A 25,445-nucleotide genomic window follows, 5' to 3' on the forward strand; every position below is an offset into this window, starting at 1 on the left:
TGATGCTAGCCCTTTGGTTTTGTGGAAATGGTCTATAGTTTTGAACCTAGATATGTTACTATTTCATAAGCAGATCGACTGCGGCGCCTTCATTGGGGCCGCTTTTTGGTAAGATCAGAGTTAATGAATATCCAGAGTATTTATCCTAAGATTGCAAGAAAAGCTATTGTTCAATGTATATCCTGTAGAAAGCCTGTGATGAGAATGAATGAACCACATGACCCTTTATTCGCCGTTCAACGGCGGAGTGGGAATAGGAATAAGACTGTATATTGGGAACTGGATTTGTTGGAAGATGCAGCTTCGGATTCCGTTGTACTTCAGCCTAATGAGGAGAATAAGTTAGCCATCGTGGAGGCGGCAACCATGCTTCGTGAAGGTGGAACGGTCGCTTTTCCGACCGAAACGGTCTATGGACTTGGTGCGGATGCACGGAATACTGCGGCAGTTGAGGCTGTTTTTGCGGCAAAAGGGCGACCGTCTGATAATCCTCTAATCGTTCATATTGCCGATTCAGGAGCTTTGGACGAGCTGGTTACAGAAGTGCATCCTACGGCTGCGGTATTGATGGATGCTTATTGGCCTGGACCACTGACAGTCGTGCTTCCTGTTCGTGAGGGTGTTTTGTCACCCTGTGTGACGGCAGGGCTGGACACGGTAGGTGTGCGTATGCCTGACCATCCGGTAGCTTTGGCGCTGATCAGTGCAGCGGGCTGTCCCGTTGCGGCACCTAGTGCTAACCGTTCAGGTCGTCCGAGTCCGACTTTAGCTTCACATGTGATGGAAGACTTGGCCGGATACATTGACGGTGTACTTGATGGCGGCGCCGCTGGAGTCGGACTGGAGTCAACTGTGGTGCAGGTGCAACCTGATGGAAAGGTTGCCGTGCTGCGCCCTGGTGGGATTACTACGGAGCAGTTAGCTGCTGTAGTGGGGGCGGAAGCCGTTGCTGCTGAGCCAGCTGTGGTTAAAGAATCCGGAACTTCCGCAGCAGCGGAAGCTCCAGCGGCCAATGAACCGGGGGTGTACCACGGTGCAGAAGCTGTTTCCGACAGCTTGGCGCCACGCGCACCGGGCATGAAGTACACGCACTATGCGCCGCGCGGCTGGCTCGGTGTGGTGAGCGGATCTTCTCCGCAACGTGTTGCGGATGAAGCCGCGAGTCTACTTCAGGCGGCGCAGCTGAGCGGCGAGGTAACGGGCTTGCTCCTCTTCGAGGAGCATAAGTCCCTTTATCCCGCCGCCCCTGCCGCCTGTGTCCTTTCCCTCGGCTCGTTATCCTCGCCGGAGGAAGGGGCACGCTCCCTATATGCCGCGCTGAGGCGCTTCGATGAAGCGGGAGCGACATACATCTTGGCCGAGGCTTGTCCGTATACAGGCCTCGGCGCTGCCATTATGAACCGGCTTATGAAGGCAGCCGGTGGTTCTGTCATTGACGCCGGATAGCCACGGTGCCCCTTCTTTACAGCTTTAACACCGGTTCTTCAAATTTGGAATCTCCTATGAAGTCATGATTACCCCCTTGTCCGCATATCGTTGTTGTACAAGATATTTCGGACTTGGGGGGTTAAGCATGGGCATAGGAGATGTATATGCCGGTTGGGGGCAGACGGTTACGATTGCTATAATGGCGATTGCATTAGGGATGGATGCATTTTCCCTCGGTGTAGGCATTGGGATGAAAGGGATTCGTCTGTTGCACATTCTACAAATGAGTGTGCTCATTGCTTTTTTTCATATGCTGATGCCTCTTCTGGGTTTATTAACGGGAAGTTATGTCGGACATTTGCTAGGTCAAGTAACGACTTATGCCGCCGGAGGGCTGCTTGTGCTGTTAGGCGGACATATGGTGTATAACTCCTTTCGTCCGGAAGTGGTAGGTACGCGAGCTATGAATCACCGAACCTTATGGGGAATGCTGCTTCTTTCACTCAGTGTTAGTGTAGATTCATTTTCTGTTGGGGTATCCTTAGGGATGTTTGTGAATGGTGTGCTTCTGACCATACTGGCTTTTGGTGTCTGTGGAGGTCTAATGTCCATTGTCGGCTTACTTCTTGGGCGGCATGTCAGTCGTGGACTCGGGGAATATGGAGAAGCGCTGGGCGGGGCTATTTTATTAGGGTTTGGCTTGTTATTCATCTTTTGATACAATAACGGCATTACCATATTTTAATTTCATGGGGGTGCAAAAGCATGCTGCATATTTTATTCGTCTGCACCGGTAATACATGCCGTAGTCCTATGGCTGAGGGGCTTTTACGAAAGCTCGCGAAGGAACGTGGAATCGACCTGGAAGTGCGGTCTGCAGGTGTATCTGCCATTTCTGGTACTTCTATATCGAGACATGCTGCAGCTATTTTGCAGGAAGAAGGCATTCATGATCATTTAGAGTCGTCGCAATTAACGGGGCAATCCGTTGCATGGGCCGATCTTGTGCTTACCTTGACCAGTGGACATAAGCAGCATTTGCTGCAGTATTTTCCGGATGCCGTATCGAAAACATATACATTGAAGGAATATGTGCATAATGAAGAAGCTGTGACTGAGGATATTAAAGAATTGGACAGCCTATACGCGGATGCTGAGTTAAGCATAGCTCTAGGTGGTGAACCGAGCGCAACAGATCTACAACGAATGATTGAAATCCGCCAGCGTATCCCAAGCTTTGATATTTCTGATCCATTCGGGGGTACGCGTGAAGATTATGAGCTTACTGCTGCAGAGATTCGCACTTCGTTGTTTAGTTTATTAGATAAACTGGAATCCTTACGCCATTTGTAAATGGTTGATTTTCAGTCCGCTTTGCTTTAAGATGAAGTTACAACTAATCGGTTCCGATGTAACTGGCGACAAATGTGGATCAAACCACGATGGAGCATCGGAATAAACGGCCGGTCGCCTGGGCAAAAGAGCAAATCCGCAGCTACCTGCGGACTGCTCTTTTTTGTTTAAATGAAGCTTGTTTGAAGCTTGAGGAGGTAGGGTGATGGACAAAGTTGTGGAGTTATCTTTAACTGAAGCTACTGTCACTGTGTTAAGGGAGCTGGCGGAAGCTGGTAACCTCGGATCTGGTAAAATTGTTGTCCTTGGAGTTAGTACAAGTGAGGTTGCTGGTGTCCGGATTGGAACCGGTGGTGCGCTTGAAGTGGCACAGCAGCTGCTTGAAGGGGCTCGTTTGGTCGCAGCGGACAAAGGATTTCATCTCGTTTATCAGTGCTGCGAGCATCTGAATCGTGCGCTTGTAATGGAACGCTCTTTGCTAGAGTCACTTGGGTTAAATGAAGTTTCAGCTGTACCTATACCAGGTGCAGGCGGTTCGATGGCTGCGGCTGCCTATCACGCTATGAAAGATCCTGTTTTGGCGGAAACGATTGATGCTCATGCTGGTCTAGACATTGGTGAGACGCTGATAGGAATGCATTTAAGACGGGTAGCTGTTCCTTTTCGTCCGTCTCTAAGATACATTGGAGCAGCCAGAGTGAATGCGGCATGGACCAGACCTCCACTTATTGGCGGTGAACGTGCGGTATATCGCGCCCCAGAACAAAGCGGCTCACAGGTTTGCGATTAATGAACTTTATTTTTATATTTTTTGCAGAAACATTGACCTTAGCTTCTGTCTAGCAGGTAAATCGTTTCTACTTAAATACAACATATCTACACACACTAGGGAGGAAATAAGAACATGGAACAATTACGTAAGAGTGACCCGGCAGTACTGGAAGCGATGGAATTGGAACTGAAACGTCAGCGTGCCAACATTGAGCTTATTGCCTCAGAGAATATCGTTAGCGAAGCCGTAATGGAAGCTATGGGCTCGGTGCTTACGAACAAATATGCTGAAGGCTATCCAGGCAAACGTTATTATGGTGGTTGTGAAGATGTTGATATCGTTGAGAATCTGGCACGCGATCGTGCAAAAGAATTGTTCGGTGCGGAGCATGTTAACGTACAACCGCATTCCGGAGCACAAGCGAATATGGCTGTTTATTTGGCGGCGCTCAAGCCGGGTGACACGGTTCTTGGTATGAACTTGGCACATGGCGGACATTTAACACATGGTAGTCCAGTCAATGCTTCCGGTTTGCTATATAACTTTGTTGCTTATGGTGTGCAAGAAGATACTTTCCTTATTGATTACGACGAAGTGCGCAAAGCAGCGTTCAAACATCGTCCTAAAATGATTGTTGCTGGTGCGAGTGCGTACCCGCGTATTATTGATTTCGAAAAACTTGGTGCTATCGCCAATGATGTCGGTGCTTTGTTTATGGTAGATATGGCCCATATCGCAGGTCTTGTTGCTGCTGGCCTTCACCCAAGCCCGGTTCCTCATGCTCATTTCGTTACAACTACTACACATAAGACTTTACGCGGCCCTCGCGGCGGTATGATTATGTGCAGACAGCCATGGGCCGCTGCTATCGATAAAGCCGTATTCCCTGGTTCCCAAGGCGGACCATTGATGCATGTGATTGCGTCAAAAGCAGTGGCGCTCGGCGAAGCTTTGCTTCCATCCTTTAAGACTTATGCTGAGGATGTAGTGAAAAATGCCAATGTTCTCGCGGAAACGCTAATCAGCGAAGGGATTAACATTGTATCCGGAGGCACAGATAACCACCTGATGTTGCTGGATACGCGTAACCTGAACATTACCGGAAAAGATGCGGAAAAAGTACTAGATTCCATTGGAATCACTGTGAATAAAAACGCAATTCCATTTGATCCTACAAGTCCTTTCGTAACAAGTGGTATTCGTATTGGTACACCTGCAGTTACTTCCCGTGGTATGGACGAGCAAGCAATGGTGGTTATTGGCCGTATTATTGCTAATGTTCTGAAGAATCCGAAGGATGAAGCGAAATTGGCTGAGGCAGCTCGTCAAGTTGCTGATTTGACGGACCAGTACCCGCTTTATCCAGAACTGAAATACTAGTTCTTATTTGTATTAATGAATGAGTTCACCTCCATCGAGTCCTGATTTTAGGGTTTGATGGAGGTTTTTTGTTGTTTATTGTTCACATAATTATATAGGGGAATGGATGGAAAACTGATGAAATTGTTTATGAAAGTTCATGGAATTTTCATAAACAATAGTGAAAAGAGTGTGAATAGTATGAAAAACCAAAACTTGCACAACATAATCTAAGTTTTATAAGTGGAAGGTTGCGTATTTCAGCCAATCATTACCTTTCAGGTCAAGGATATACAATAGGAAAGTATTCAATGTAAGTACAAGTGCCTTTCTAGGTGAAATGAAGCGAAGGGAATGCTATAATAGACAGGATTTAGCCACTGAGAAGCAAAAGCGCTTTCTGAGGTTATAGACAAGACTTACAATTACCGGAGGGACATTAAAATGGGAAAATTGGTGATTTGCGATCATCCTTTAATTCAACACAAATTAACATTTATTCGCGATGTAAGAACAAACACAAAGGATTTTAGAGAGCATGTTGACGAAGTAGCCACATTGATGGCTTATGAGATTACACGTGATATTCCTCTAGAGACCATTACGGTACAAACGCCGGTCACTGAAACGGAAAGTAAAGTGATTTCGGGAAGAATGCTTGGGCTTATTCCTATTCTTCGTGCGGGTCTAGGGATGCTTGAAGGCGTTCTAAAGCTTCTCCCTGCTGCTAAAGTAGGACATGTTGGCTTGTTCCGTGATCCGGAAACACTTCAACCGGTCGAGTATTACATCAAGCTTCCTACAGATGTACAGGAACGTGAGCTAATCGTAATTGATCCAATGCTAGCTACAGGGGGATCTGCGATTGCTGCGATTACCTCGTTGAAGAAGCGTGGTTGTACACAAATTAAAATGATGAACCTGATTGCAGCTCCAGAGGGTGTCGCTGCAGTTCAAGAAGCTCATCCAGATGTAGATATTTACGTAGCTGCGCTTGATGATCATTTAAATGAGCATGGATATATCGTTCCGGGACTTGGCGACGCTGGGGACCGTTTGTACGGAACTAAGTAAATAGTAATTCGTGATTAGGATACGAAATTTTTGAATTTTTTGATGAGAGGGTAGGGGTTATGTCCAAAATTAAAGTGATGACTATTTTCGGAGTGCGCCCCGAGGCGATCAAGATGGCTCCTCTAGTTCTTGAACTAGAGAAGCATCCTGAGCACATCGAATCCATTGTTTGTGTCACAGCACAGCATAGAGAACTGCTTGATCAAGTGTTAGAAGTGTTTAAAATCACTCCTGATTATGATTTGGATGTGATGAAGGACCGTCAGACACTGAACGAGATTACTATTCGTGTGCTTGAAGGTTTGGAGCCTGTGCTGAGAGAGGTTAAGCCTGATATCGTGCTGGTGCATGGGGATACATTAACGACGTTTCTAGCTAGTTATGCCTCTTTCCTGCAGCAAATTCAGATTGGGCACGTAGAAGCAGGTCTTCGGACATGGAACAAACTGTCTCCTTATCCTGAGGAAATGAACCGCCAACTAACAGGTGTTTTGGCCGATCTGCATTTCGCTCCAACAGATTGGTCAGCTAGCAATTTGAAACACGAGAACAAAAAAGAATCAAGTATTTATATCACAGGCAACACCGTAACTGATGTGTTTCAATATACCGTACAGCCGGATTACCGGCATCCTGTTTTGGATTTTGCTTCAGGAAAAAGACTTATTTTGATGACTGCTCACCGCAGAGAATCGCAAGGTGAACCGCATCGTAATATCTTCCGAGCTGTCAAAAGAATCGCTGATGAATTCGAAGATGTAGCCATTGTTTATCCTGTGCATCCGAGTCCGGCAGTTAAGGAACCTGCACATGAAATTCTGGGTGGACATCCAAGAATTAAGCTGATTGATCCGCTGGATGTCGTGGATTTGCATAATTTTTATCCGCATACCCACTTGATATTGACCGATTCCGGCGGTTTACAAGAGGAAGCTCCTTCATACGGAGTTCCTGTACTTGTGCTTCGTGATACGACGGAGCGTCCTGAAGGGATAGACGCTGGAACGTTAGAGCTTGTGGGCACGGACGAGGAGAAGGTGTATGAACGGACACATGCTCTTTTGACTGATAATGAGCTCTATCAGTCGATGAGTCGGGCCGCCAACCCGTACGGAGATGGCAAAGCCTCCCAACGAATTGTCAATGCGATTTTGCACCATTTCGGTGTAAATAAGGAACGTCCTGAAGAGTTTCACAGAATGTTCACAAAAAATAAATAATTTCATTTAAAGTAATATCTGATCTGATTAAAATCAACATACAGTCAAACTGTACGGTTTATATGGTTTTGGAACATTTTGCTGTGATTATTTTCATGTTTTCAAGGGTTTTTGGGCAATGTTCAATGAATTGACAAAGACTCCAGAAATTCAGTAAAATTAGTTGGGATTGTAGCCCATGAAAGAACAAAATAGCAGGGACAGCTTGTTACAGACCGCGCTTATCATTGGAAGTGCAGGCACTATACTCGCCGCTTACATTGTTATTGGTTTTTTTGCGGCAAGGTGGCTGAAAGACTTAATGGAGGGTCCGAAATATTGGCTCGCTATTGGCACTATAACCGGAATGATTCTGGGAATTGTGAACGTCGTCCTGTTAATTAAAAAATTTTTGGGGGAGCAGAATGGATAATATGACTCCCATGATCAATACCGTCACTAGAGTTACGCTCGTCCTTATGGCAGGACTCTTAATGGGCTGGGCGCTTCATCATGAGACCAGGGATATTACACTGGGCATGACTCTGGGTCTGGTGGCGGGATTGGTAAACTTTCGTTATCTGGCCGTCAAGGTTCGACGGGTAACGCAGTCGATTGCGAGCAACGAAGGGAATGCCTTCAGCCTCGGTTTTGTTACACGGATTAGCTTCGCAATTTTGGTCACCATGTTCGCGGTCAAGATTGAGCATTTCTCCCTGGTAGCAACTGTTTCGGGCGTGTTCATTCCTCAGCTTCTCGCCATTCCTGCGGGGATATATCTGAGTGTGAAGAACAAACTTTAACCAGATTAAAGAGAAAGGGGGATGATACTATGCATGAGATGCCGAAAATCTTTGTCGGGGGAATACCGATAGATATATCAGCCGTATTGATGCTTCTGATCAGTTGTACAGTAGTATTTGTACTGGTGATGCTTTCGGTTCGTAAGCTTTCGGTTGAGAATCCATCTAAGCTTCAGAATTTTATGGAATGGGTTGTAGAATTTGTTGAAGGTGTCATAAGCAGTGCCATGGACCTGAAGAAAGGAAAACCTTACATATCTTTGGGGCTAACATTGATTCTGTTTATCTTTGTTTCCAACCTTCTTGGATTGCCTTTCTCAGTTGTAACTGAAGCACATGGACCTGTAACCGTGTTTGGCCATGTGATTGAAGCAACCAAGAACTTGGCGCATGGTGATCATGTTGAGATCTTATGGTACAAGTCGCCGACTGCTGACATTAATATCACTGCAGGATTGGCAATTATTGTGTTTATACTGATGAACTTCCTGGGCATCAAGCTCAACGGCAAGCATTATTTCAAACACTATATTGAGCCGTTTCCAATCTTTTTGCCACTGAACATTATCGAGAACTTGGCAAAACCAGTAGCGCTGGCTATTCGTCTATTTGCTAACATTTTTGCCGGAGAAGTACTGATTACAGTCATTTTGAAACTGGGCATTCTCAGTATTCCGTTCCTGGCTGTATGGCAAGGCTTCAGTATTTTCGTCGGGGCACTACAGGCGTTTATCTTTACCATTCTGACGATGGTTTATATCGCACAGATGACGATTCACGAAGAAGAAGCACATTAATGAACTGCTGCGAAGAGAACGGCTATCGTCTGATTTTCTTTCGCGGGAGATATCTTATATCATTAAACACATTATGAACCGAAATTAAAGGAGGATATTTACAAATGGAATTTTTAGCAGCAGCAATAGCGGTTGGATTGGGTGCACTTGGCGCAGGTCTTGGTAACGGTATGATCGTTAGTAGAACAGTTGAGTCTATCGCTCGTCAACCAGAAGCTCGTAACGCGCTTCAAACAACAATGTTTATCGGTGTAGGTATCGTCGAAGTTATTCCGCTCGCAGCAACAGTTATCGCATTCCTGATCATGTTTTCTTAATAAACCGTATTTACGGTTTGGCGGGGACGGCCGATGCCATCCGCGCCTTACTTTTGTATACGTCCGCATGACGCGGTAACGGAAGGGAGTGACCTCAGTGGATATTGTTTGGACAAACATCGTATTTTCAATTGTAGCCTTTGGGATTCTATATTTCTTGCTCAGTAAGTATGCGTTCAGCAAACTGTTCGCAGTTATGGAGAAGCGCCGTGAGCTGGTAATGCAGCAAATGGATGAAGCTGCGAAGACTAGAGAGCAAGCGGTCGCGTATGTGGAAGAGCAGAAGCAAGCGCTGAACAGTGCACGCCAGGAAGCTCAACAGATTATTCAACAATCGCAAATTACTAGCAATCAACAGGTTGAACAAGCTTTGGCTCAAGCCAAAGTTGAAGCTGCACGTGTCAAAGAAGAGGCCGTGCGCGATATCGAGAACGAGAAGAATAAAGCAGTGGAAGAGTTGCGCAGCGAAATTGGAACGGCATCTGTTCGTATTGCTTCTAAACTTCTTAAAAAAGAAGTTAGTGCTAGCAGTGAGCAGGAGCAGCTTGTGAACCAATACCTCAATGAGGTAGGAGGCCGATCATGAGCCGCGATACGGTAGTTGCCAAGCGCTACGCTAAAGCATTGTACAGTGCAGCGGTAGAGAAGGGGATTACCCTTGAAGTAGAAGAAGAGCTCAAGGCAGTGGTCGAAGTATTACATTCTGACCAAGAGGTTAAGCGGTTTATTCTTGCACCGCGCATCTCGGAGTCCGACAAGCTGAAAGTGCTGCGCACAGCACTTCAAGATAAGATCTCTCCTATCGTGATGAACATTGTAGAACTGTTAGTAGAGCGAGGCAGAACCGATATTTTTGCCGAACTGCTGGATACGTATATCAAGATTGAAGGAGACGCTCTTGGCATTGGTGATGCTAAGGTATACTCCGTTTATTCTTTAAGTGAAGAAGAACAAGCGGCTGTAGCTGCAGAATTCGGCCAGCTCGTAAACCGTAAAATCCGGGTTACGAATGTGGTGGATCCAAGCCTGCTGGGAGGACTGAAAGTTTATATCGGCGATACGCTATATGACGGCAGTCTGTCTAGTAAATTGGAACGTCTCGAGAAATCCTTTAATGATAAGCATAGAAGATAGGGGTGAGGATATTGGGCATCAGACCTGAAGAGATCAGCACTTTGATCAAAAGTCAAATTGAGCAATATAAAGCCGATATCGAAGTTGCCGAAGTGGGCACCGTCATTCAAGTCGGAGACGGTATCGCTCGTGTCTACGGTCTGGAAAACGCAATGGCAGGCGAGTTGCTAGAGTTCTCCAACGGTGTAGTGGGCATGGCGCTCAATCTGGAAGAAAGCAACGTCGGTGTTGTTATTCTAGGTGAGTACAAGGAAATTCGTGAAGGCGATCAAGTAAAACGTACCGGACAAATCATGCAAGTCCCAGTGGGAGAGGCCCTTCTGGGTCGTGTTGTTAACGCACTCGGTATGCCGCTTGACGGTAAAGGCCCAATCCAAACGACGGAATTCCGTCCGGTTGAGAATAACGCTCCTGGTGTTATCGACCGTAAATCGGTTCATGAGCCAATGCAAACTGGCCTTAAAGCGATTGATGCGATGGTACCAATTGGTCGTGGACAACGCGAACTTATCATTGGTGACCGTCAAACAGGTAAGACTGCAATCGCAATCGATGCGATTATCAACCAAAAAGGCAACGGAATGAAATGTATTTATGTTGCCATTGGACAAAAACAATCAACAGTAGCACAGGTTGTAGAAACTCTCCGCCGTCATGGCGCGTTGGAATATACAATCGTTGTAACTGCTTCGGCTTCCGAGCCATCCCCACTGTTGTACATTGCTCCATACGCAGGTTGCGCAATGGGCGAGTACTTTATGTACAAGGGCGAACACGTACTGATCATTTATGATGACCTTTCAAAACAAGCTTCGGCTTATCGCGAATTGTCCTTGCTGCTTCGTCGTCCACCGGGTCGTGAAGCGTTCCCTGGTGACGTGTTCTACTTGCACTCCCGTCTTTTGGAACGTGCGGCTAAGCTTAGTGATGAGCTTGGTGGTGGTTCATTAACCGCACTTCCGTTCATCGAAACACAAGCATCTGACGTATCGGCTTACATTCCTACGAACGTAATCTCGATTACAGATGGTCAAATCTTCCTTGAATCCGATCTGTTCTACTCTGGTCAGCGTCCGGCGATCAACGTCGGTATCTCCGTTTCCCGTGTAGGGGGCTCCGCTCAGATTAAAGCGATGAAGAAGGTAGCTGGCTCGCTCCGTTTGGATCTTGCCCAATATCGTGAACTGCAAGCTTTCTCACAGTTCGGGTCAGATCTTGATAAATCTACGCTTGCTCGTCTGAATCGCGGAGCACGTATGATGGAAGTTCTGAAACAAGGTGTAAATCAGCCGCTATCTGTTGAGCATCAAGTGCTTAGCTTGTACACAGCTGTAAAAGGATACTTGGATGATATTCCTGTTAAAGACGTAAAACGTTTTGAAAAGGAATTCCTTGCTTACATGGATAGCAGTGCTGCTGAAGTTGCTCAATCCATCAGAGATACCAAGGATTTGACAGCAGATAACGAAGCCGCTCTTAAAGCAGCAATTGATAAATTTAAAAGAGGCTTTGCTACTAGCTAATATAGATCGTACCTAAACGAATCTTACGAAGTGAGCTTTGGCTCTGCCGAAGCTCAGGCTATTACTTATAAAGTTGGCTTTGAATTCGTCAAAGCCAAGAAGATGCTTACGAAGTTAGCTTTGACTTCGTCAAAGCTTTAAGGTGGTGAAATCATGGCAAGAAGCATGCGTGATATTAAACGTCAAATTAAGAGTGTTCAAAACACAAGACAGATCACAAAAGCGATGGAAATGGTAGCCGCCTCCAAGCTGAGAAAAGCTCAGGAGAAGGCTATTGCCGCCCGTCCTTATGCTGAGAAGCTGAAAGAGGTTGTATCGAGCATTGCTGCTGGTACAGAAGGCGTCCAGCATCCCATGTTGGTCAGTCGCCCTGTGAAAAAAACTGGTTATCTTATCGTGACCTCTGATAGAGGGCTTGCGGGAGGGTACAATGCTAATATTTTACGTAAGGTGACGATGCTCATCGCGGAGCGACATAAATCCAAAGATGAATACGCCTTGTTCGTTATCGGTCGTAAAGGCCGTGACTTCTTACGCCGCCGTGAATATCCGATTGTACAGGAAGTTACTGAGCTATCGGATGCGCCGAAGTTTGCTGATATTAAGTCTATCGCTAATTCGGCAGTACAACAGTTTGTAGATGGTACGTATGACGAGTTGTACGTTTGTTACAACCAATTCGTCAATGCGATTACCCAGATCCCAACCGTTGATCGACTGTTGCCTATGGAAGGCGTAGGAAATCATGAGCATCATGAAGCGTCTGCAAATTACGAATATGAACCTTCACCAGAAGGCGTGCTCGAAGTGCTACTTCCGAAATACGCCGAAACTTTGATTTATAGCGCAATTCTGGATGGCAAGGCCAGTGAGCTGGGTGCGAAAATGACAGCGATGGGCAGTGCAACAAAGAACGCGTCGAAAATGATCGGAGAACTTACCCTTACGTACAACCGTGCCCGTCAGGCGGCAATTACGCAGGAAATTACCGAGATCGTGGCCGGAGCGAACGCTCAGTCTTAAAAATCTTAAAATATAAGAAAGTATAGGTTCTACACTATACAAAACACTTATATTTCTACGAGAAACGGTTGTCATCATTTAAGGTGACAACGTTGTTTCTTCTTGATGTAATAGCTTTCGAGGAGGGAAATGAAGATGAACAAAGGACGCGTTGTAAGCATTATGGGTCCGGTTGTCGATATTGAATTTGAACGCGGCCAGTTGCCCGAGATTTTCAACGCTATCAAAATTGAAACCGTCTTGGACAATGGTCGCCAGATTAACCTAACGCTTGAGGTCTCCAACCACTTGGGAGACAATTTGGTACGTTGTATCGCGATGTCTTCTACAGATGGTCTGGTTCGTGGACTGGATGCGATTGACCAAGGTGGACCTATTTCGGTACCTGTAGGGGAAGCGACATTAGGCCGGGTATTTAACGTACTTGGAAATCCAATTGATAACGCTGGTGAAGTTGTTGCTGAAATTAAGAACCCGATTCACCGTTTGGCTCCGACATTTGATGAATTGTCAACACAAGCCGAAATTCTGGAAACGGGTATTAAAGTTATCGACTTACTTGCACCTTATGCTAAGGGCGGTAAAGTTGGTCTGTTCGGCGGTGCCGGTGTAGGTAAAACCGTAACAATTCAAGAATTGATTAATAACATTGCCCAAGAACACGGTGGTATTTCCGTATTCGCAGGTGTGGGTGAACGTACTCGTGAAGGTAATGACCTTTATCACGAAATGACGGACTCCGGCGTTATTAAGAAAACAGCAATGGTGTTCGGACAAATGAATGAGCCCCCAGGCGCGCGTCTGCGCGTAGCTTTGACTGGTCTTACTATGGCGGAATATTTCCGTGATGTAGAAGGCCGCGATACGCTGCTCTTTATCGATAATATATTCCGCTTTACCCAAGCGGGTTCCGAAGTATCCGCTCTTCTCGGACGTATGCCTTCCGCAGTAGGTTATCAACCAACCCTGGCTACTGAAATGGGTCAGTTGCAAGAGCGTATCACTTCTACCAAAAAAGGCTCCGTTACTTCCATTCAAGCAATTTACGTACCAGCGGATGACTACACTGACCCTGCTCCGGCAACGGCATTTGCTCACTTGGATGCAACAACTAACCTTGAGCGTAAGATTTCCGAGAAGGGGATTTTCCCAGCGGTTGATCCACTGGCTTCCAGCTCGCGTCTGCTAGCTCCGGAAATTGTTGGTGAAGAGCATTACAATGTGGCACAAGGTGTTAAACAATTGCTGCAACGTTATACCGAACTTCAAGACATCATCGCCATCTTGGGTATGGATGAATTGAGTGAGGATGATAAGGTTATCGTAGCCCGTGCCCGTAAAGTTGAACGGTTCCTGTCACAGCCTTTCCACGTAGCTGAACAGTTTACCGGCTTCAAGGGTAAATACGTGCCAATCAAAGAAACTGTACGTAGCTTTAAGGAAATCCTGGACGGTAAGCATGATGATCTTCCAGAAGCAGCGTTCCTTTTTGTGGGTACAATCGAAGAAGCGGTTGAAAAAGCGAAATCGATGTAACACTGAGCTTAGTGAATGCTTTCGAAGCGAGCTTTACTTCGTAAAGCTTAGTGAATGCTTTCGATGAGAGCTTTACTTCGTAAAGCTTTAAGGAGGAATGGAAGTGAACACCTTTTTGTTGGAAATTGTCACGCCGGAGCATCTCGTCTATTCGAAACAAGTGAATAGCTTGACAGTACGGGGAGTCGAAGGCGAGTTGGGTATTTTGCCGGGACACATTCCGCTTGTGACTCCACTTCAGGTTGCTCCGTTATCCGTCAAATCGGACGGTGTTACGATCTCCATCGCCGTTCATGGCGGTTTCGTTGAAGTGCATAAGGATAAAGTAACAGTGCTGGCCGAAAGTGCCGAGCTGCCAACGGATATTGATGTTGAACGTGCCGAAGCTGCTAGAGAACGCGCTCAGCGCCGTCTCCAGACTCGTAGCAAACAAGATGATATCGATCACCGCCGTGCGGAGTTGGCGCTGCAACGCGCTGTTACACGGATTAAAGTGTCCACTGGTAAAGGACAACAGTAGGATATAAGCGGTCAAGCTCTAAGCTTGACTGCTTTTTTTGTTATAGTAATCTATGTAGTAAAGGTTAAGATTTCTTCATTTTTTTGGATAATGGCATTGAATTGTTTAAAAATTTGTAAAAGTACTGGATTCTTTTGCCCTACGCAAGTATGATATAAGAGTCGATTTCCGAGTAATACGAACACGGAGGGTTAACATGGGGGATATATTGTCCAATGGATGGTCTAGTGCCGCTGGGACCAGCAGCATGATCTCAATGATTGTTTCTTTGCTCAGTGTTGTATTATCTTGGTGGGCATTGCAGAACCTTAAGCTGGATTTGGTCATAAGATATCCCAAGAGTCCTCAAGGAAGGCTGCTGCACTTGCTTCTGGCTATTGTACTTGGTCATTTTGTTGCAGGATTCTTTCTGGATTACCTTAGCTGGAGTGGGATGATCCGCTATATGTTTTAGGAATATGTAGTTTGGTTATAAGTGTCATAGGTCGCAATGGTCAAAAAGTGTCGAATAATAAGGTTTTATTATGTCAACACTGAACTTTAAGGAACATGCCCGGCTGAATGGGCATATCGATGGAGTATGCGAATTTTTTTGCAATTACTTTTAATCTAAAAAATAATTTAAGAAATAATGGACGCGGAGGGAAACCGAAAATGAGCAAATTTATCGTCCGCGGTGGCAACAGATTGACCGGGAGCGTGAAAGTTAGCGGCGCAAAAAATTCCGTATTACCGATCATAGCCGCCTCTCTATTGGCAGAAGAAGGAGTAAGCGTCATTGTGGACGCACCTCCGCTTGATGATGTAATGACGATATCAAAAATGTTGGAATCTCTGGGTGCAGGGGTTACATATCAAAACGATATTATCCAGGTGGATGCTACAAACATCACTTCCTGTGAAGCACCTTATGAATGGGTACGGAAAATGCGGGCATCTTTTCTAGTCATGGGCCCTCTGTTATCACGGCTTGGTCATACAAGAATTTCTTTGCCTGGCGGCTGCGCCATTGGCACACGACCGATTGATCAGCATTTGAAAGGATTTGAAGCGCTTGGTGCGGAGATTAGTCTCGGCCAGGGCTACATTGAAGCGAAAAGTAACGGTCGCCTGCGCGGAGCCAAAGTGTATTTGGATGTAGCTAGCGTGGGGGCGACCGAAAATATAATGATGGCAGCGGCACTCGCCGAAGGCGTGACCGTGATTGAGAATGCGGCTAAGGAGCCTGAAATTGTCGACCTGGCCAATTATTTGAATGGTATGGGCGGAATCGTTCGCGGTGCGGGTACAGGTGTTATCCGTATTGAAGGCGTAGAACGTCTGCATGGTGTTAAACATCATGTGATTCCTGACCGTATTGAAGCTGGTACCTATATGGCTGCCGCAGCAATTACAGGTGGGGACGTATATGTGGAAGGCGCAATCGCGGATCACTTGGGACCTGTTATTGCTAAGATGGAAGAGATGGGTGTGACCATTATTCCTGATGAAAATGGAGTTCGTGTCATTAGTGACAAGCCACTTAAAGCTGTTGATTTGAAGACTTTGCCGTATCCAGGCTTTCCAACGGATATGCAGTCACAAATGATGGCATTATTGCTGCGCTCTGAAGGCACTAGTGTCGTTACAGAGACTGTATTCGAGAACCGGTTCATGCATGTGGATGAATTCCACAACATGAATGCTGAGATTAAGATTGAAGGTCGCTCAGCAATCGTTACAGGTAATGCGCAATTGGTCGGAGCTAAAGTTTGTGCTACGGATTTACGTGCGGGAGCTGCGCTTATTTTGGCAGGTCTTGTTGCTGAAGGCACTACTGAGGTAAGCGGAACTCATCATATTGACCGCGGATACGTACATTTGGCTGAGAAGCTGTCCGGACTAGGTGCGGAAATTTGGCGCATCTCCATGGAAGACACAGCCGTGCAAACAGTGAAAGATGAAACTCTTAAACCAGAAGTAGCCAAGAGCGAATCAAGCAAAAGCGAAGAGGTTAAACCTCGCTTTCAGGTTCAAGCAACTTGGGTATAATATCAGTCATTAGATGAGAATAGGCTGCAGTGATGCGGCCTGTTCTTTTTTAAAATATAAGAGTTTATATGTTCTACGCTATAAACTATCCTTATATTTCTCGCATAAACGCTTACCGTCCTTATAGGGACACCGAAGGCGTTTTTGCTTGTATTATTAGAAAGTAAATTTGAATCCTCATCTAATGGGGATTTTTTTTGTTTAACGCGGGGCATAGTGATAGATACGAGAAGGGGACTCTCTTTCTCTCAAATATTGTTCTAGTAGTTGCTGTAAATTCATATCTATAAGAATCAACAGTGACTCACGGAAGGAGCCATAGAGATGAAAGATTTCCGCTACTTGCGACGTAACAAGTCAACGCGCTGGCACTCGCGTCCCCTTGCTTCCCGGCTCAGGCGCCTCGGTCCCGTCGCCTGGCTCGCAGCGCCTATTCTGGCGGCGCTGCTGATTCCACTGGTGATTGTCCCGCTACACCGGGGACAACCGGCGCCTCCGGCTTTGCCGGTGGTAACGGCCTCACCAGCCGCACCAGCGGGGCCGGAGGCAGCTGCGCAGGAAGCGCCGCAGCCGAAGGTCTCTGTCTATTTGTCGCGTAGCGGACAAATAGAGACGTTGCCGCTGGAGGAATACGTCAGCGGCGTGCTTGCGGCCGAGATGCCGGCCAGCTTTGAGCTTGAAGCGCTCAAAGCGCAGGCCGTAGCGGCCCGCACCTTTATCCTTCGCCGCCTGCTGGCTGGCGACAGAAGCGGCGTCCCCGTTCCGGGGGCGGATGTAACAGATACGGTAAGCCATCAGGCTTACGTATCTAAGGATACGCTGGAACGGAAGTGGAAGCTCGGCGGAAGAAGCGCCGACCTCGCAAAGCTTCAGCGCGCGGTTCTTGAGACGCGCGGTGTCATTATGACCTATAAAGGGCAGCCGATTACGGCCTCCTTTTTCGCCTCCAGTGGAGGATATACCGAGAACTCGGAAGAATACTGGAATGCAGCGATCCCCTATCTGCGCAGTGTAACTAGTCCTTGGGAGAAAGAGATTACCCCGAACTATGCGGTGACATCTACATTCACCATCTCGGAAATACTTACTAGACTTGGATTAAACGACAGAGTAATCCCTGCATCAAAAGGTACTACTCAATCAGGCATGACAAAGAATATCTCTACTTCCTCTGAATTGCCGGTAGAAGTCTTGTCTCTCACCACTGGACATAGGGTTAAGCAAATCTCTATTGGAGGTACTGTTTTTACTGGAAGAGAAGTGCGAGAGAAGCTAGGGTTACGTTCCAGCCAATTTAGTTGGGGGCGAAAAGGGAACAAAATCTATATAACTACTTTCGGAAATGGGCATGGTGTGGGAATGAGCCAGTGGGGAGCAAATGGGATGGCGAAGGAAGGCGGAACGGCTACTCAAATTCTCAAACACTATTACAGTGGTATCTCTTTTACGCAAATCTCAACTCTTCTGAAAAAATAACTTGAAAGATACGTATAAAAGATAGAAGCCCGGTAACACTGGTTACTGAGGTGATAACCATATGAATGAACAAGACAAAAACAAAACAAACCATGATGAATCTCTCAAAAAATCGCAGGGAGATTTAGGTGCTAAACCTTCTTCATGGAGCAAGATGTTATCTAAACGTTGGGTGTTCCCAGCAGTCTACACGGCGGCAGCGGCAATTATACTAACTTTGGTGTGGGTCTATCAGGATGCCGGCCAAAAACCGCTTAAACAGGACACCGCCGCCACATCACAGCAAGTAGGAGCTTCGACCAATGAAGCTGGTACTGCAAACAGTAATCCAGATGCCCTTGAAGTTCTTGCTTCAGCGGAAAGCCTGGTTTGGCCAGTAGCCAATCCAGGTGAAGTAGAAGTAGTCAAACCGTATTATGATGAAAATGGTACAGAGGACAATCACGTTGCCGCAATGGTGCAGTATAACGACAAATTTATTCCTAATGTCGGTATCGATCTTGCCCGTGAAGACAACAATACGTTCGACGTTAAAGCAGCGCTTAGCGGTGAAGTTACTAGAGTGGAAGATGTTGCAGTGTTAGGTAAGGTCATTGAGATTACCCATCAAGGTAACATGAAGACCGTGTACCAAAGTCTTGGTGACACAAAAGTGAAACAAGGCGATGTTGTGAAGCAAGGAGATACGCTTGCAACCGCAGGTCGTAGTGAAATCGAGAAGGATCTTGGCAATCATGTACACTTTGAAGTGTACAAGGATGGCAAAGTAGTTAATCCATCAGAGTTACTGCCAGGACGATAAGAAAATTTATAACAGGGGGCCTTCGCCCCCTGTTTTTGTGTGTAAATAAGGCTCTTCGTAAGCAGTATGCTTATAAAGAGCCTTATTTTTCTATGAGAAACGGTTTATGTCTTTAAAGGACTAACGACGTTCCGTCATGCGAATAACAAGGCTTCTTGGGTTGTCCATTAAATAAAATGAGCCCTCGGAGGCTTGTCATGTCTTGAAAGCGCGAATATATAAGCCCGCCCCTCATATAATGTACCAAACTATCCACAGTTGGGAGGCGGGAGCGTGCACGATTACATCAAGGAACGTACGATCAAAATCGGACGCTGCATCGTGGAAACCAGGCATACGGTCCGGACCATAGCCAAGGAATTTGGCGTTTCAAAGAGCACGGTGCACAAAGACTTGACGGAGCGTCTGCCAGAGATCAACCCTGATCTGGCCGATCAGGTGAAGCACATTCTTGAATATCACAAATCCATCCGACATCTTCGGGGGGGAGAAGCCACAAAAATTAAATATAAAAAAACGACGGGGAAAAAACGTGAGGTTGCTGTAGCATCAAAGCCATGAGATTTTCGGAAATTTAAGGAAATATTAAGCTTTAAAACATTGTGTAGTTCCCCTAAAGTATGTTATTTTTAAATTTAGTACTAACTGCTGTTTTTCAATTAAAATAACACTTTGGGGGCTCTTTCATTATGTTTAGCAAGGATATCGGAATCGACCTCGGCACGGCCAATGTGCTCATACATGTTAAGGGAAGGGGAGTCGTTCTGGATGAACCTTCCGTGGTCACACTTGAAAGTGATACGAAGAGAGTCCTTGCGGTGGGAGAACAGGCACGTCGCATGGTTGGACGTACACCCGGAAATATAACAACGATCCGTCCTTTACGGGATGGTGTCATTGCAGATTTTGAAGTCACGGAAATGATGCTGAAGTATTTTATTGACCGTGTTGGCGGTCGTACCTGGTATTCACGGCCTCGCATTCTGATATGCGCCCCTACAAATATTACATCTGTGGAACAAAAGTCCATTCGGGAAGCGGCAGAACGTAGCGGGGCTAAGGAAGTATTTATGGAAGAGGAGCCAAAGGCCGCTGCGATTGGAGCGGGAATGGACATTTATCAGCCAAGTGGAAACATGGTCGTCGATATCGGTGGCGGAACGACGGATGTAGCCGTACTTTCAATGGGCGACGTCGTTACCGCTTCTTCGATTAAAGTCGCTGGAGACAAGTTCGATGATGCCATTTTAAGATATATTAAACAAAAGTATAAATTGTTGATCGGTGAACGGACAGCAGAGGATATTAAGGTTACTATTGGTACGGTTCGACCTGGTTTGATGAAATCCGAAATGGACATTCGTGGCCGGGACATGGTAAGCGGACTTCCCCAGACGCTCACTATTACGGCGGGAGAGGTAAAGGAAGCATTATGGGATCCGGTTTCATCCATTGTGGCTGCAGCTAAATCGGTACTGGAGCGTACACCACCAGAATTGTCTGCGGACATCATTGACCGGGGTGTGGTTCTCACTGGTGGAGGTGCTTTGCTTAACGGATTGGACGAGCTACTCTCAGAAGAATTACATGTACCTGTCTGGGTAGCGGAAGACCCTATGCACTGTGTGGTAAAAGGAACAGGAATTATGCTGGACAATTTGGACAAGGTCGTAAAGAAAAAGTTCTAAGCAGCCGATATAAATGGTAGCATTAGATTCGGAAGGAGACTACCTTCATGATAAGAGGATTATATACGGCCGCCGCAGGTATGGTTGCGCAGCAACGTAGACACGATACGGCAACACAGAACATCGCTAACTTAAATACAACGGGATATAAGCAGGTTGATAGTGTTAATCATGCTTTTCCGGATGTCTTGATCTCAGCTATGAGTAATGGCACCACTACACCGGTTGGGCGCCTTAATACAGGGGTTTTTGCAGAACAGTCGATTTCCCAATATTTACAGGGTGATTTAAGGGAGAGCGGCAAATCTATGGATTTTGCTTTATCTACGGATTTGCAAGTCGCCGACCCTGTGACGGGTCAGAATATAGCTTTTGATGGTTCAGGGAAATATGTAAGTCCTGAGGGTGAGGTTATTTACCGTCCGCAGGCTTTCTTTACTGTGCAGGATACTGATGGCAATAACCTATTTACCCGAAATGGAAGCTTCTCAGTAAATGCAGCTACGGGAGAAGTGTTGAGCAGTGGAGGCTTCAAGGTTCTTGATTCCACTGGCAAACCTCTCGTCTTGACAGGAAATCAGGACACCCTTAAAGTGGACGGGCAGGGCAATGTATTAAATCCAGAAACAGGACTTCCGACAGGGACCAAAATTGGTGTGAGTGTAGTTACAAAGCCGCAGGAGCTTGTGCGTGATGGTAAGGGTGTGTTTCATGCTGATGATATAGCGGCAGCGGACATTCGTTACTCCAATGCAACTGATAACTTACAGGTGCGTCAAGGATATTTAGAGGGCTCCAATGTTGACCCTACTCAGGTAACTGTAGATTTGAATGCCGCATATAGGGCTTATGAAGCGAACCAAAAGATCGTTCAATACTATGATAGCAGCTTGCAGAAGGCTGTAACTGAAATTGGCAGGGTATAGGCACTGCTTATGAAATGAGCTTTACAGGTAAAGCTTATAGGAGGTTTGATCTATGAATAACTCAACGATTAGTGCAGCAGTCTCCATGTCCAGCCTTCAGCAGCGGCTTGATATTATAGCGGATAACCTAGCCAATATGGATACAAATGGTTATAAGAGCAAGAAGGGCTCCTTTGAGGATGTGCTTACTCGTGTGCAGCAGCAATCGGATGACTATGATCAGCCGGGTCGCGCTACACCCTTAGGCTTTAATATTGGATTTGGGACATATGTGCCTTCGATTACGACTAATTGGGAAGAAGGCCCCCTTAAAGAAACGGGTAATCCAACCGATTTGGCACTTCAGGGTAATGGGCTGTTTGGCGTTCAGGTCAATGGAACTACAGCTTATACAAGACAAGGTGACTTTCACTTTACGCCTGACACTACCGATGCAACGAAGATGGTTCTTGTAGATAATACGGGGAATCCGGTACTGAATACAACAGGTAATCCTTTAACGGTCCCTGTGGGCGTGAATGCAGCTATTGATGAATCCGGTCGTGTATTAACGAAACAGTCAGAGAATGGACCTGTTCGGGTAGCAGGTACTATAATGATTGTAGAACCTAAGACACAGAATGCTTTAAAGGCAGTGGACGGGAATTTCTATATGCTTGCCGATGGAGTTACAGCACAGCAGGCTTTTGTACAAAGAGCGGCGGGTGAGGCGTCTGGAATTGGAGTACGCTCAGGGTGGCTGGAGCAGTCAAATGTCGATATGACCACAGAAATGACAGAAATGATGCAGATTCAACGTACGTATCAACTCGCAGCTCGGGCGCTTTCTTCCAGTGATCAGATGCTAGGTCTGGCCAATAACATGCGCGGGTAGAGGTGAAGGAATGGAACGTCAGAAAAAGGTGAAGTCGGAAGACAAACCAGAAGACAAGAAAGAGCCGAAGCGGCGAGGATTATCAAAATGGACACTTATCCAGTGGATTCTTATTCCTTTGCTTCTCGTAGTTGCACTTGGAGGCGGGCTGGTCGTCGGTTACGTTGTCCTTGGCAAAAAAGAGTTTAGCGATGTTCTACAATGGAGCACATGGAGACATGTCTATGATTTGGTTTTTGCTCCATAATTTAAAAGGATAACGACTCCCTTCTTGCTTAAGGGAGTTTTCTTTTTTATACGGATAAATGTATAATGGTGGGGGGCCGCGGGCAGCAAAAAGGGCCCTCTCCGCCATGCTATCGCATCTGGTGGAGAAAGCCCCTTATCTCAACCTCCACTTCTGCAGGTGGTGAAGGATAATATAGTTTTTACCGAAGCTGCCTAAATTTATGCATTTCGGCGAAGAATAATATGAAGTAACATCCGAAAGGAGTTTTATTTATAATGCTGGATATCAATCAAATTCAAGAAATCATCCCCCATCGGCCTCCATTTCTGCTGGTGGACAAAATCACTGAGATCGAAATGGGTAAACGAGCAGTCGGCATTAAAAATGTAACGATCAACGAGCCTTTCTTCGCAGGTCATTTTCCGGGTTATCCGGTAATGCCGGGCGTACTGATTACAGAAGCTCTTGCACAAGTGGGTGCAGTTGCTATTCTGGGGGTGGAAGCGAATCGCGGTCGGATTGGCTTTTTAGCCGGGCTTGATGGATTCCGTTTCCGTGGTCAAGTCGTACCGGGAGACACCCTCACTCTTGAAGTAGAGATTACTCGCCTTAAGGGCAGTATTGGAAAAGGACAGGCTACTGCGTCGGTTGAGGGGAAAGTTGTTGCCTCTGGGGAAATTATGTTTGCTCTGAGCTAATATTACTTTGAATTATTTATTATACATGGAGAAGGAGAGATTCTAAATGACTCAATTAAGCCCGAAAGCGGCAGAAACCTTATCACGCTGGCTGGAGAACGCCTCCGTTGATGAATCTACGAAGGCGGAGCTGCGCGCGCTGGAGAACGAGCCACAGGAGCTAGAGGAACGATTTTATAGAGATCTAGAATTCGGTACAGGTGGTCTACGTGGTGTAATTGGTGCGGGTAGTAATCGTATCAACCGTTATACGGTAGGTAGAGCTACGCAAGGTTTCGCTAAATATATTCTGGAGACGCATACTGGAGAGGGAAGACCTTCTGTTGTTATCGCTCATGACTCTCGTCGTTTCTCGCCTGAATTCACACTTGAGGCTGCTCTTGTACTGGCTGCTAATGGCATTGAGGCTCATTTATTCACTTCTCTGCGCTCAACACCACAATTATCGTTCAGCGTGCGGCATTTGAAGGCAACGGGCGGTATTGTCATTACTGCAAGTCATAATCCGCCTGAATATAACGGGTATAAGGTTTATAATTCTGAAGGTGGACAGCTTGTCCCTGACGAAGCCGAAAAGGTCATTTCTTACATATTAGGGGTTGACACTTTTGATGGTGTGAAACGGATTTCCCAAGAAGAAGCAGAGCGTCAAGGCCTGCTGCACTGGCTGGGTGAGAAGGATGACGAAGCGTTTACCGATACGGTCGCTGCGGTTAGTCTTGCAAGTGAAGAGATCGCCTCTACGCTTGGAAAAGACTTCAAAATCGTATACACCCCGCTACATGGTACTGGTAACCTGCCAGTCCGCCAAGTGCTTGAGAAAATTGGTTTCACACAGGTGCATGTTGTGCCTGAGCAAGAACAACCAGATTCCGAATTTTCCACTGTGAAATCACCGAACCCGGAAGAACGCGAAGCCTTTACACTGGCTATGAAGCTGGGCGAAGAGTTGAATGCAGACCTCTTAATTGGCACAGATCCCGATGCAGACCGTATGGGGGCAGTGGTTCGTGACAATGAAGGTAAATTTGTTGTTTTGTCGGGCAACCAATCTGGAGCTTTGATGATTCATTATTATTTGAGCCGTTTACAGGAACAAGGTAAGTTGCCTAGCAATGGTGCAGTTGTGAAGACTATCGTGACGAGCGAGATGGGGGCTGCTGTAGCCTCTCATTATGGTGCAACTGTATTTAATACGCTAACAGGCTTCAAATATATTGGTGAAAAAATGACTCAATTCGAACAATCCGGAGATTACACATATCTTTTCGGTTATGAAGAAAGCTATGGTTATCTTGCAGGTAACTATGCCCGTGATAAGGACGCCGTTCTTGCGGCTATGTTGATCGCTGAAGCAGGTGCTTATTACAAAGCTCAAGGCAAAACATTATATGATGTCCTTCAGGAATTGTATGAGCAGTTCGGGTACTTCTTGGAAAGCCTGGAGTCTCGTACATTGAAAGGTAAGGATGGCGTTGCGCAAATTCAAGGCATCATGAATGATTGGCGTACAAATGCACCACAAGAAATTGCGGGATCTGCCGTTACGGAGGTGCTGGATTATTCGCTAGGCTTGAATGGTCTGCCGAAGGAAAATGTACTAAAGTATTTGCTGGCTGACGGTTCGTGGTTCTGCCTGCGTCCTTCAGGTACCGAGCCAAAGATTAAAGTTTATTTTGCGGTTGTGGGTGAATCCTTGCAGAATGCTAAAGACAAGGTAGCTACACTATCCAAGCTGGTTATGGCCCGCGTTGACGGGGAACAATAAAATAAGAATATAGATCGCATTCTATATTTTGAAATTATATTTTTAAAAATATAAGAAAGTAAAAGTTTCACGCCATACTTTATATCTTATATTTCTCGCATAAACGCTTACCGTC

Annotated in this window: 28 protein-coding genes and 1 riboswitch; all 28 genes read left to right on the forward strand. The window is 46.1% G+C overall.

Going from position 1 to position 25,445, the window contains the following annotated elements; all coding sequences use genetic code 11:
- Positions 1-204: 204 nt before the first annotated feature.
- The 28 genes from CA598_RS22555 to CA598_RS22690 all read left to right on the forward strand — a co-directional run bounded on the left by CA598_RS22555 (position 205) and on the right by CA598_RS22690 (position 25,330).
- Positions 205-1,446, forward strand: coding sequence for an L-threonylcarbamoyladenylate synthase (locus CA598_RS22555; RefSeq protein WP_094877963.1), 1,242 nt, complete (start codon positions 205-207; stop codon positions 1,444-1,446).
- Positions 1,447-1,573: 127 nt separating this feature from the next.
- Positions 1,574-2,146 carry a manganese efflux pump MntP gene (locus CA598_RS22560; protein ID WP_094871122.1) on the forward strand — a complete coding sequence of 191 codons (573 nt, stop codon included), beginning with the start codon at positions 1,574-1,576 and terminating at the stop codon, positions 2,144-2,146.
- 47 nt (positions 2,147-2,193) lie between these two features.
- On the forward strand, positions 2,194-2,781 hold the full coding sequence (locus CA598_RS22565) for a low molecular weight protein arginine phosphatase (RefSeq protein ID WP_094871124.1): 588 nt from the start codon (positions 2,194-2,196) through the stop codon (positions 2,779-2,781).
- A 48-nt stretch (positions 2,782-2,829) separates the two neighbouring features.
- Positions 2,830-2,912: riboswitch (ZMP/ZTP riboswitch) on the forward strand.
- A gap of 74 nt (positions 2,913-2,986) precedes the next feature.
- Positions 2,987-3,571: a TIGR01440 family protein gene (locus tag CA598_RS22570; protein ID WP_094877958.1), complete on the forward strand. Its 585-nt coding sequence runs from the start codon at positions 2,987-2,989 to the stop codon at positions 3,569-3,571.
- A gap of 114 nt (positions 3,572-3,685) precedes the next feature.
- Entirely contained in the window at positions 3,686-4,933 is a 1,248-nt protein-coding gene (locus CA598_RS22575) for a serine hydroxymethyltransferase (RefSeq protein ID WP_094877959.1), read from the forward strand.
- Positions 4,934-5,356: 423 nt separating this feature from the next.
- Positions 5,357-5,986 carry a uracil phosphoribosyltransferase gene (upp, locus tag CA598_RS22580; RefSeq protein WP_094871130.1) on the forward strand — a complete coding sequence of 210 codons (630 nt, stop codon included), beginning with the start codon at positions 5,357-5,359 and terminating at the stop codon, positions 5,984-5,986.
- Positions 5,987-6,045: 59 nt separating this feature from the next.
- Complete coding sequence (gene wecB, locus CA598_RS22585) at positions 6,046-7,206, forward strand: non-hydrolyzing UDP-N-acetylglucosamine 2-epimerase (RefSeq protein WP_094877960.1); 1,161 nt, start codon at positions 6,046-6,048, stop codon at positions 7,204-7,206.
- Between the two features lie 178 nt (positions 7,207-7,384).
- Positions 7,385-7,618 carry an AtpZ/AtpI family protein gene (locus tag CA598_RS22590; RefSeq protein ID WP_042192476.1) on the forward strand — a complete coding sequence of 78 codons (234 nt, stop codon included), beginning with the start codon at positions 7,385-7,387 and terminating at the stop codon, positions 7,616-7,618.
- Positions 7,611-7,988 (forward strand): ATP synthase subunit I, encoded by a 378-nt coding sequence (locus tag CA598_RS22595; protein WP_094871134.1) that lies wholly within the window; start codon positions 7,611-7,613, stop codon positions 7,986-7,988. Before CA598_RS22590 ends, CA598_RS22595 begins: the two co-directional genes overlap by 8 nt.
- A 29-nt stretch (positions 7,989-8,017) precedes the next feature.
- Positions 8,018-8,785 carry a F0F1 ATP synthase subunit A gene (gene atpB / locus CA598_RS22600; protein WP_042131372.1) on the forward strand — a complete coding sequence of 256 codons (768 nt, stop codon included), beginning with the start codon at positions 8,018-8,020 and terminating at the stop codon, positions 8,783-8,785.
- 104 nt (positions 8,786-8,889) lie between these two features.
- Positions 8,890-9,102 carry a F0F1 ATP synthase subunit C gene (gene atpE, locus CA598_RS22605; RefSeq protein WP_039877624.1) on the forward strand — a complete coding sequence of 71 codons (213 nt, stop codon included), beginning with the start codon at positions 8,890-8,892 and terminating at the stop codon, positions 9,100-9,102.
- A 97-nt stretch (positions 9,103-9,199) separates the two neighbouring features.
- Positions 9,200-9,688, forward strand: a complete 489-nt coding sequence (gene atpF / locus CA598_RS22610) for a F0F1 ATP synthase subunit B (protein WP_094871136.1) — start codon at positions 9,200-9,202, stop codon at positions 9,686-9,688.
- Positions 9,685-10,236 carry a F0F1 ATP synthase subunit delta gene (locus tag CA598_RS22615; RefSeq protein WP_094871138.1) on the forward strand — a complete coding sequence of 184 codons (552 nt, stop codon included), beginning with the start codon at positions 9,685-9,687 and terminating at the stop codon, positions 10,234-10,236. The genes atpF and CA598_RS22615 overlap by 4 nt, the downstream gene beginning before the upstream one ends.
- 11 nt (positions 10,237-10,247) lie before the next feature.
- Complete coding sequence (gene atpA / locus CA598_RS22620; RefSeq protein ID WP_042131369.1) at positions 10,248-11,759, forward strand: F0F1 ATP synthase subunit alpha; 1,512 nt, start codon at positions 10,248-10,250, stop codon at positions 11,757-11,759.
- 153 nt (positions 11,760-11,912) lie between these two features.
- A complete protein-coding gene (gene atpG / locus CA598_RS22625; protein ID WP_094871140.1) occupies positions 11,913-12,782 on the forward strand; it encodes an ATP synthase F1 subunit gamma in 870 nt (289 codons plus the stop codon).
- Positions 12,783-12,917: 135 nt separating this feature from the next.
- Complete coding sequence (atpD, locus tag CA598_RS22630; protein WP_042192466.1) at positions 12,918-14,318, forward strand: F0F1 ATP synthase subunit beta; 1,401 nt, start codon at positions 12,918-12,920, stop codon at positions 14,316-14,318.
- A gap of 103 nt (positions 14,319-14,421) precedes the next feature.
- Positions 14,422-14,838, forward strand: a complete 417-nt coding sequence (locus CA598_RS22635) for a F0F1 ATP synthase subunit epsilon (protein WP_042131365.1) — start codon at positions 14,422-14,424, stop codon at positions 14,836-14,838.
- A gap of 196 nt (positions 14,839-15,034) precedes the next feature.
- Complete coding sequence (locus tag CA598_RS22640; RefSeq protein WP_094871142.1) at positions 15,035-15,292, forward strand: DUF1146 family protein; 258 nt, start codon at positions 15,035-15,037, stop codon at positions 15,290-15,292.
- A 200-nt stretch (positions 15,293-15,492) separates the two neighbouring features.
- On the forward strand, positions 15,493-16,869 hold the full coding sequence (gene murA, locus CA598_RS22645) for a UDP-N-acetylglucosamine 1-carboxyvinyltransferase (RefSeq protein WP_094871177.1): 1,377 nt from the start codon (positions 15,493-15,495) through the stop codon (positions 16,867-16,869).
- 324 nt (positions 16,870-17,193) lie between these two features.
- Positions 17,194-18,345, forward strand: a complete 1,152-nt coding sequence (spoIID, locus tag CA598_RS22650) for a stage II sporulation protein D (protein WP_094877961.1) — start codon at positions 17,194-17,196, stop codon at positions 18,343-18,345.
- A gap of 61 nt (positions 18,346-18,406) precedes the next feature.
- Positions 18,407-19,147: a M23 family metallopeptidase gene (locus CA598_RS22655; RefSeq protein ID WP_094871146.1), complete on the forward strand. Its 741-nt coding sequence runs from the start codon at positions 18,407-18,409 to the stop codon at positions 19,145-19,147.
- A 273-nt stretch (positions 19,148-19,420) separates the two neighbouring features.
- Positions 19,421-19,708, forward strand: a complete 288-nt coding sequence (gene spoIIID / locus CA598_RS22660; protein ID WP_019915029.1) for a sporulation transcriptional regulator SpoIIID — start codon at positions 19,421-19,423, stop codon at positions 19,706-19,708.
- 128 nt (positions 19,709-19,836) lie between these two features.
- Positions 19,837-20,835 carry a rod shape-determining protein gene (gene mreB / locus CA598_RS22665; protein WP_094871147.1) on the forward strand — a complete coding sequence of 333 codons (999 nt, stop codon included), beginning with the start codon at positions 19,837-19,839 and terminating at the stop codon, positions 20,833-20,835.
- A 47-nt stretch (positions 20,836-20,882) separates the two neighbouring features.
- A complete protein-coding gene (locus CA598_RS22670) occupies positions 20,883-21,761 on the forward strand; it encodes a flagellar hook-basal body protein (protein ID WP_094871149.1) in 879 nt (292 codons plus the stop codon).
- A 52-nt stretch (positions 21,762-21,813) separates the two neighbouring features.
- A complete protein-coding gene (locus CA598_RS22675; protein ID WP_094871151.1) occupies positions 21,814-22,635 on the forward strand; it encodes a flagellar hook-basal body protein in 822 nt (273 codons plus the stop codon).
- A 10-nt stretch (positions 22,636-22,645) separates the two neighbouring features.
- Positions 22,646-22,882 carry a DNA-directed RNA polymerase subunit beta gene (locus tag CA598_RS22680; RefSeq protein WP_094871153.1) on the forward strand — a complete coding sequence of 79 codons (237 nt, stop codon included), beginning with the start codon at positions 22,646-22,648 and terminating at the stop codon, positions 22,880-22,882.
- Positions 22,883-23,139: 257 nt separating this feature from the next.
- Positions 23,140-23,562 carry a 3-hydroxyacyl-ACP dehydratase FabZ gene (gene fabZ / locus CA598_RS22685; RefSeq protein WP_042192447.1) on the forward strand — a complete coding sequence of 141 codons (423 nt, stop codon included), beginning with the start codon at positions 23,140-23,142 and terminating at the stop codon, positions 23,560-23,562.
- Positions 23,563-23,608: 46 nt separating this feature from the next.
- A complete protein-coding gene (locus CA598_RS22690; protein ID WP_094877962.1) occupies positions 23,609-25,330 on the forward strand; it encodes a phospho-sugar mutase in 1,722 nt (573 codons plus the stop codon).
- Positions 25,331-25,445 lie beyond the last annotated feature (115 nt).

It is taken from the genome of Paenibacillus sp. VTT E-133291, from assembly GCF_002264395.1.
Classification (GTDB): Bacteria; Bacillota; Bacilli; order Paenibacillales; family Paenibacillaceae; genus Paenibacillus_AQ; species Paenibacillus_AQ nitricinens.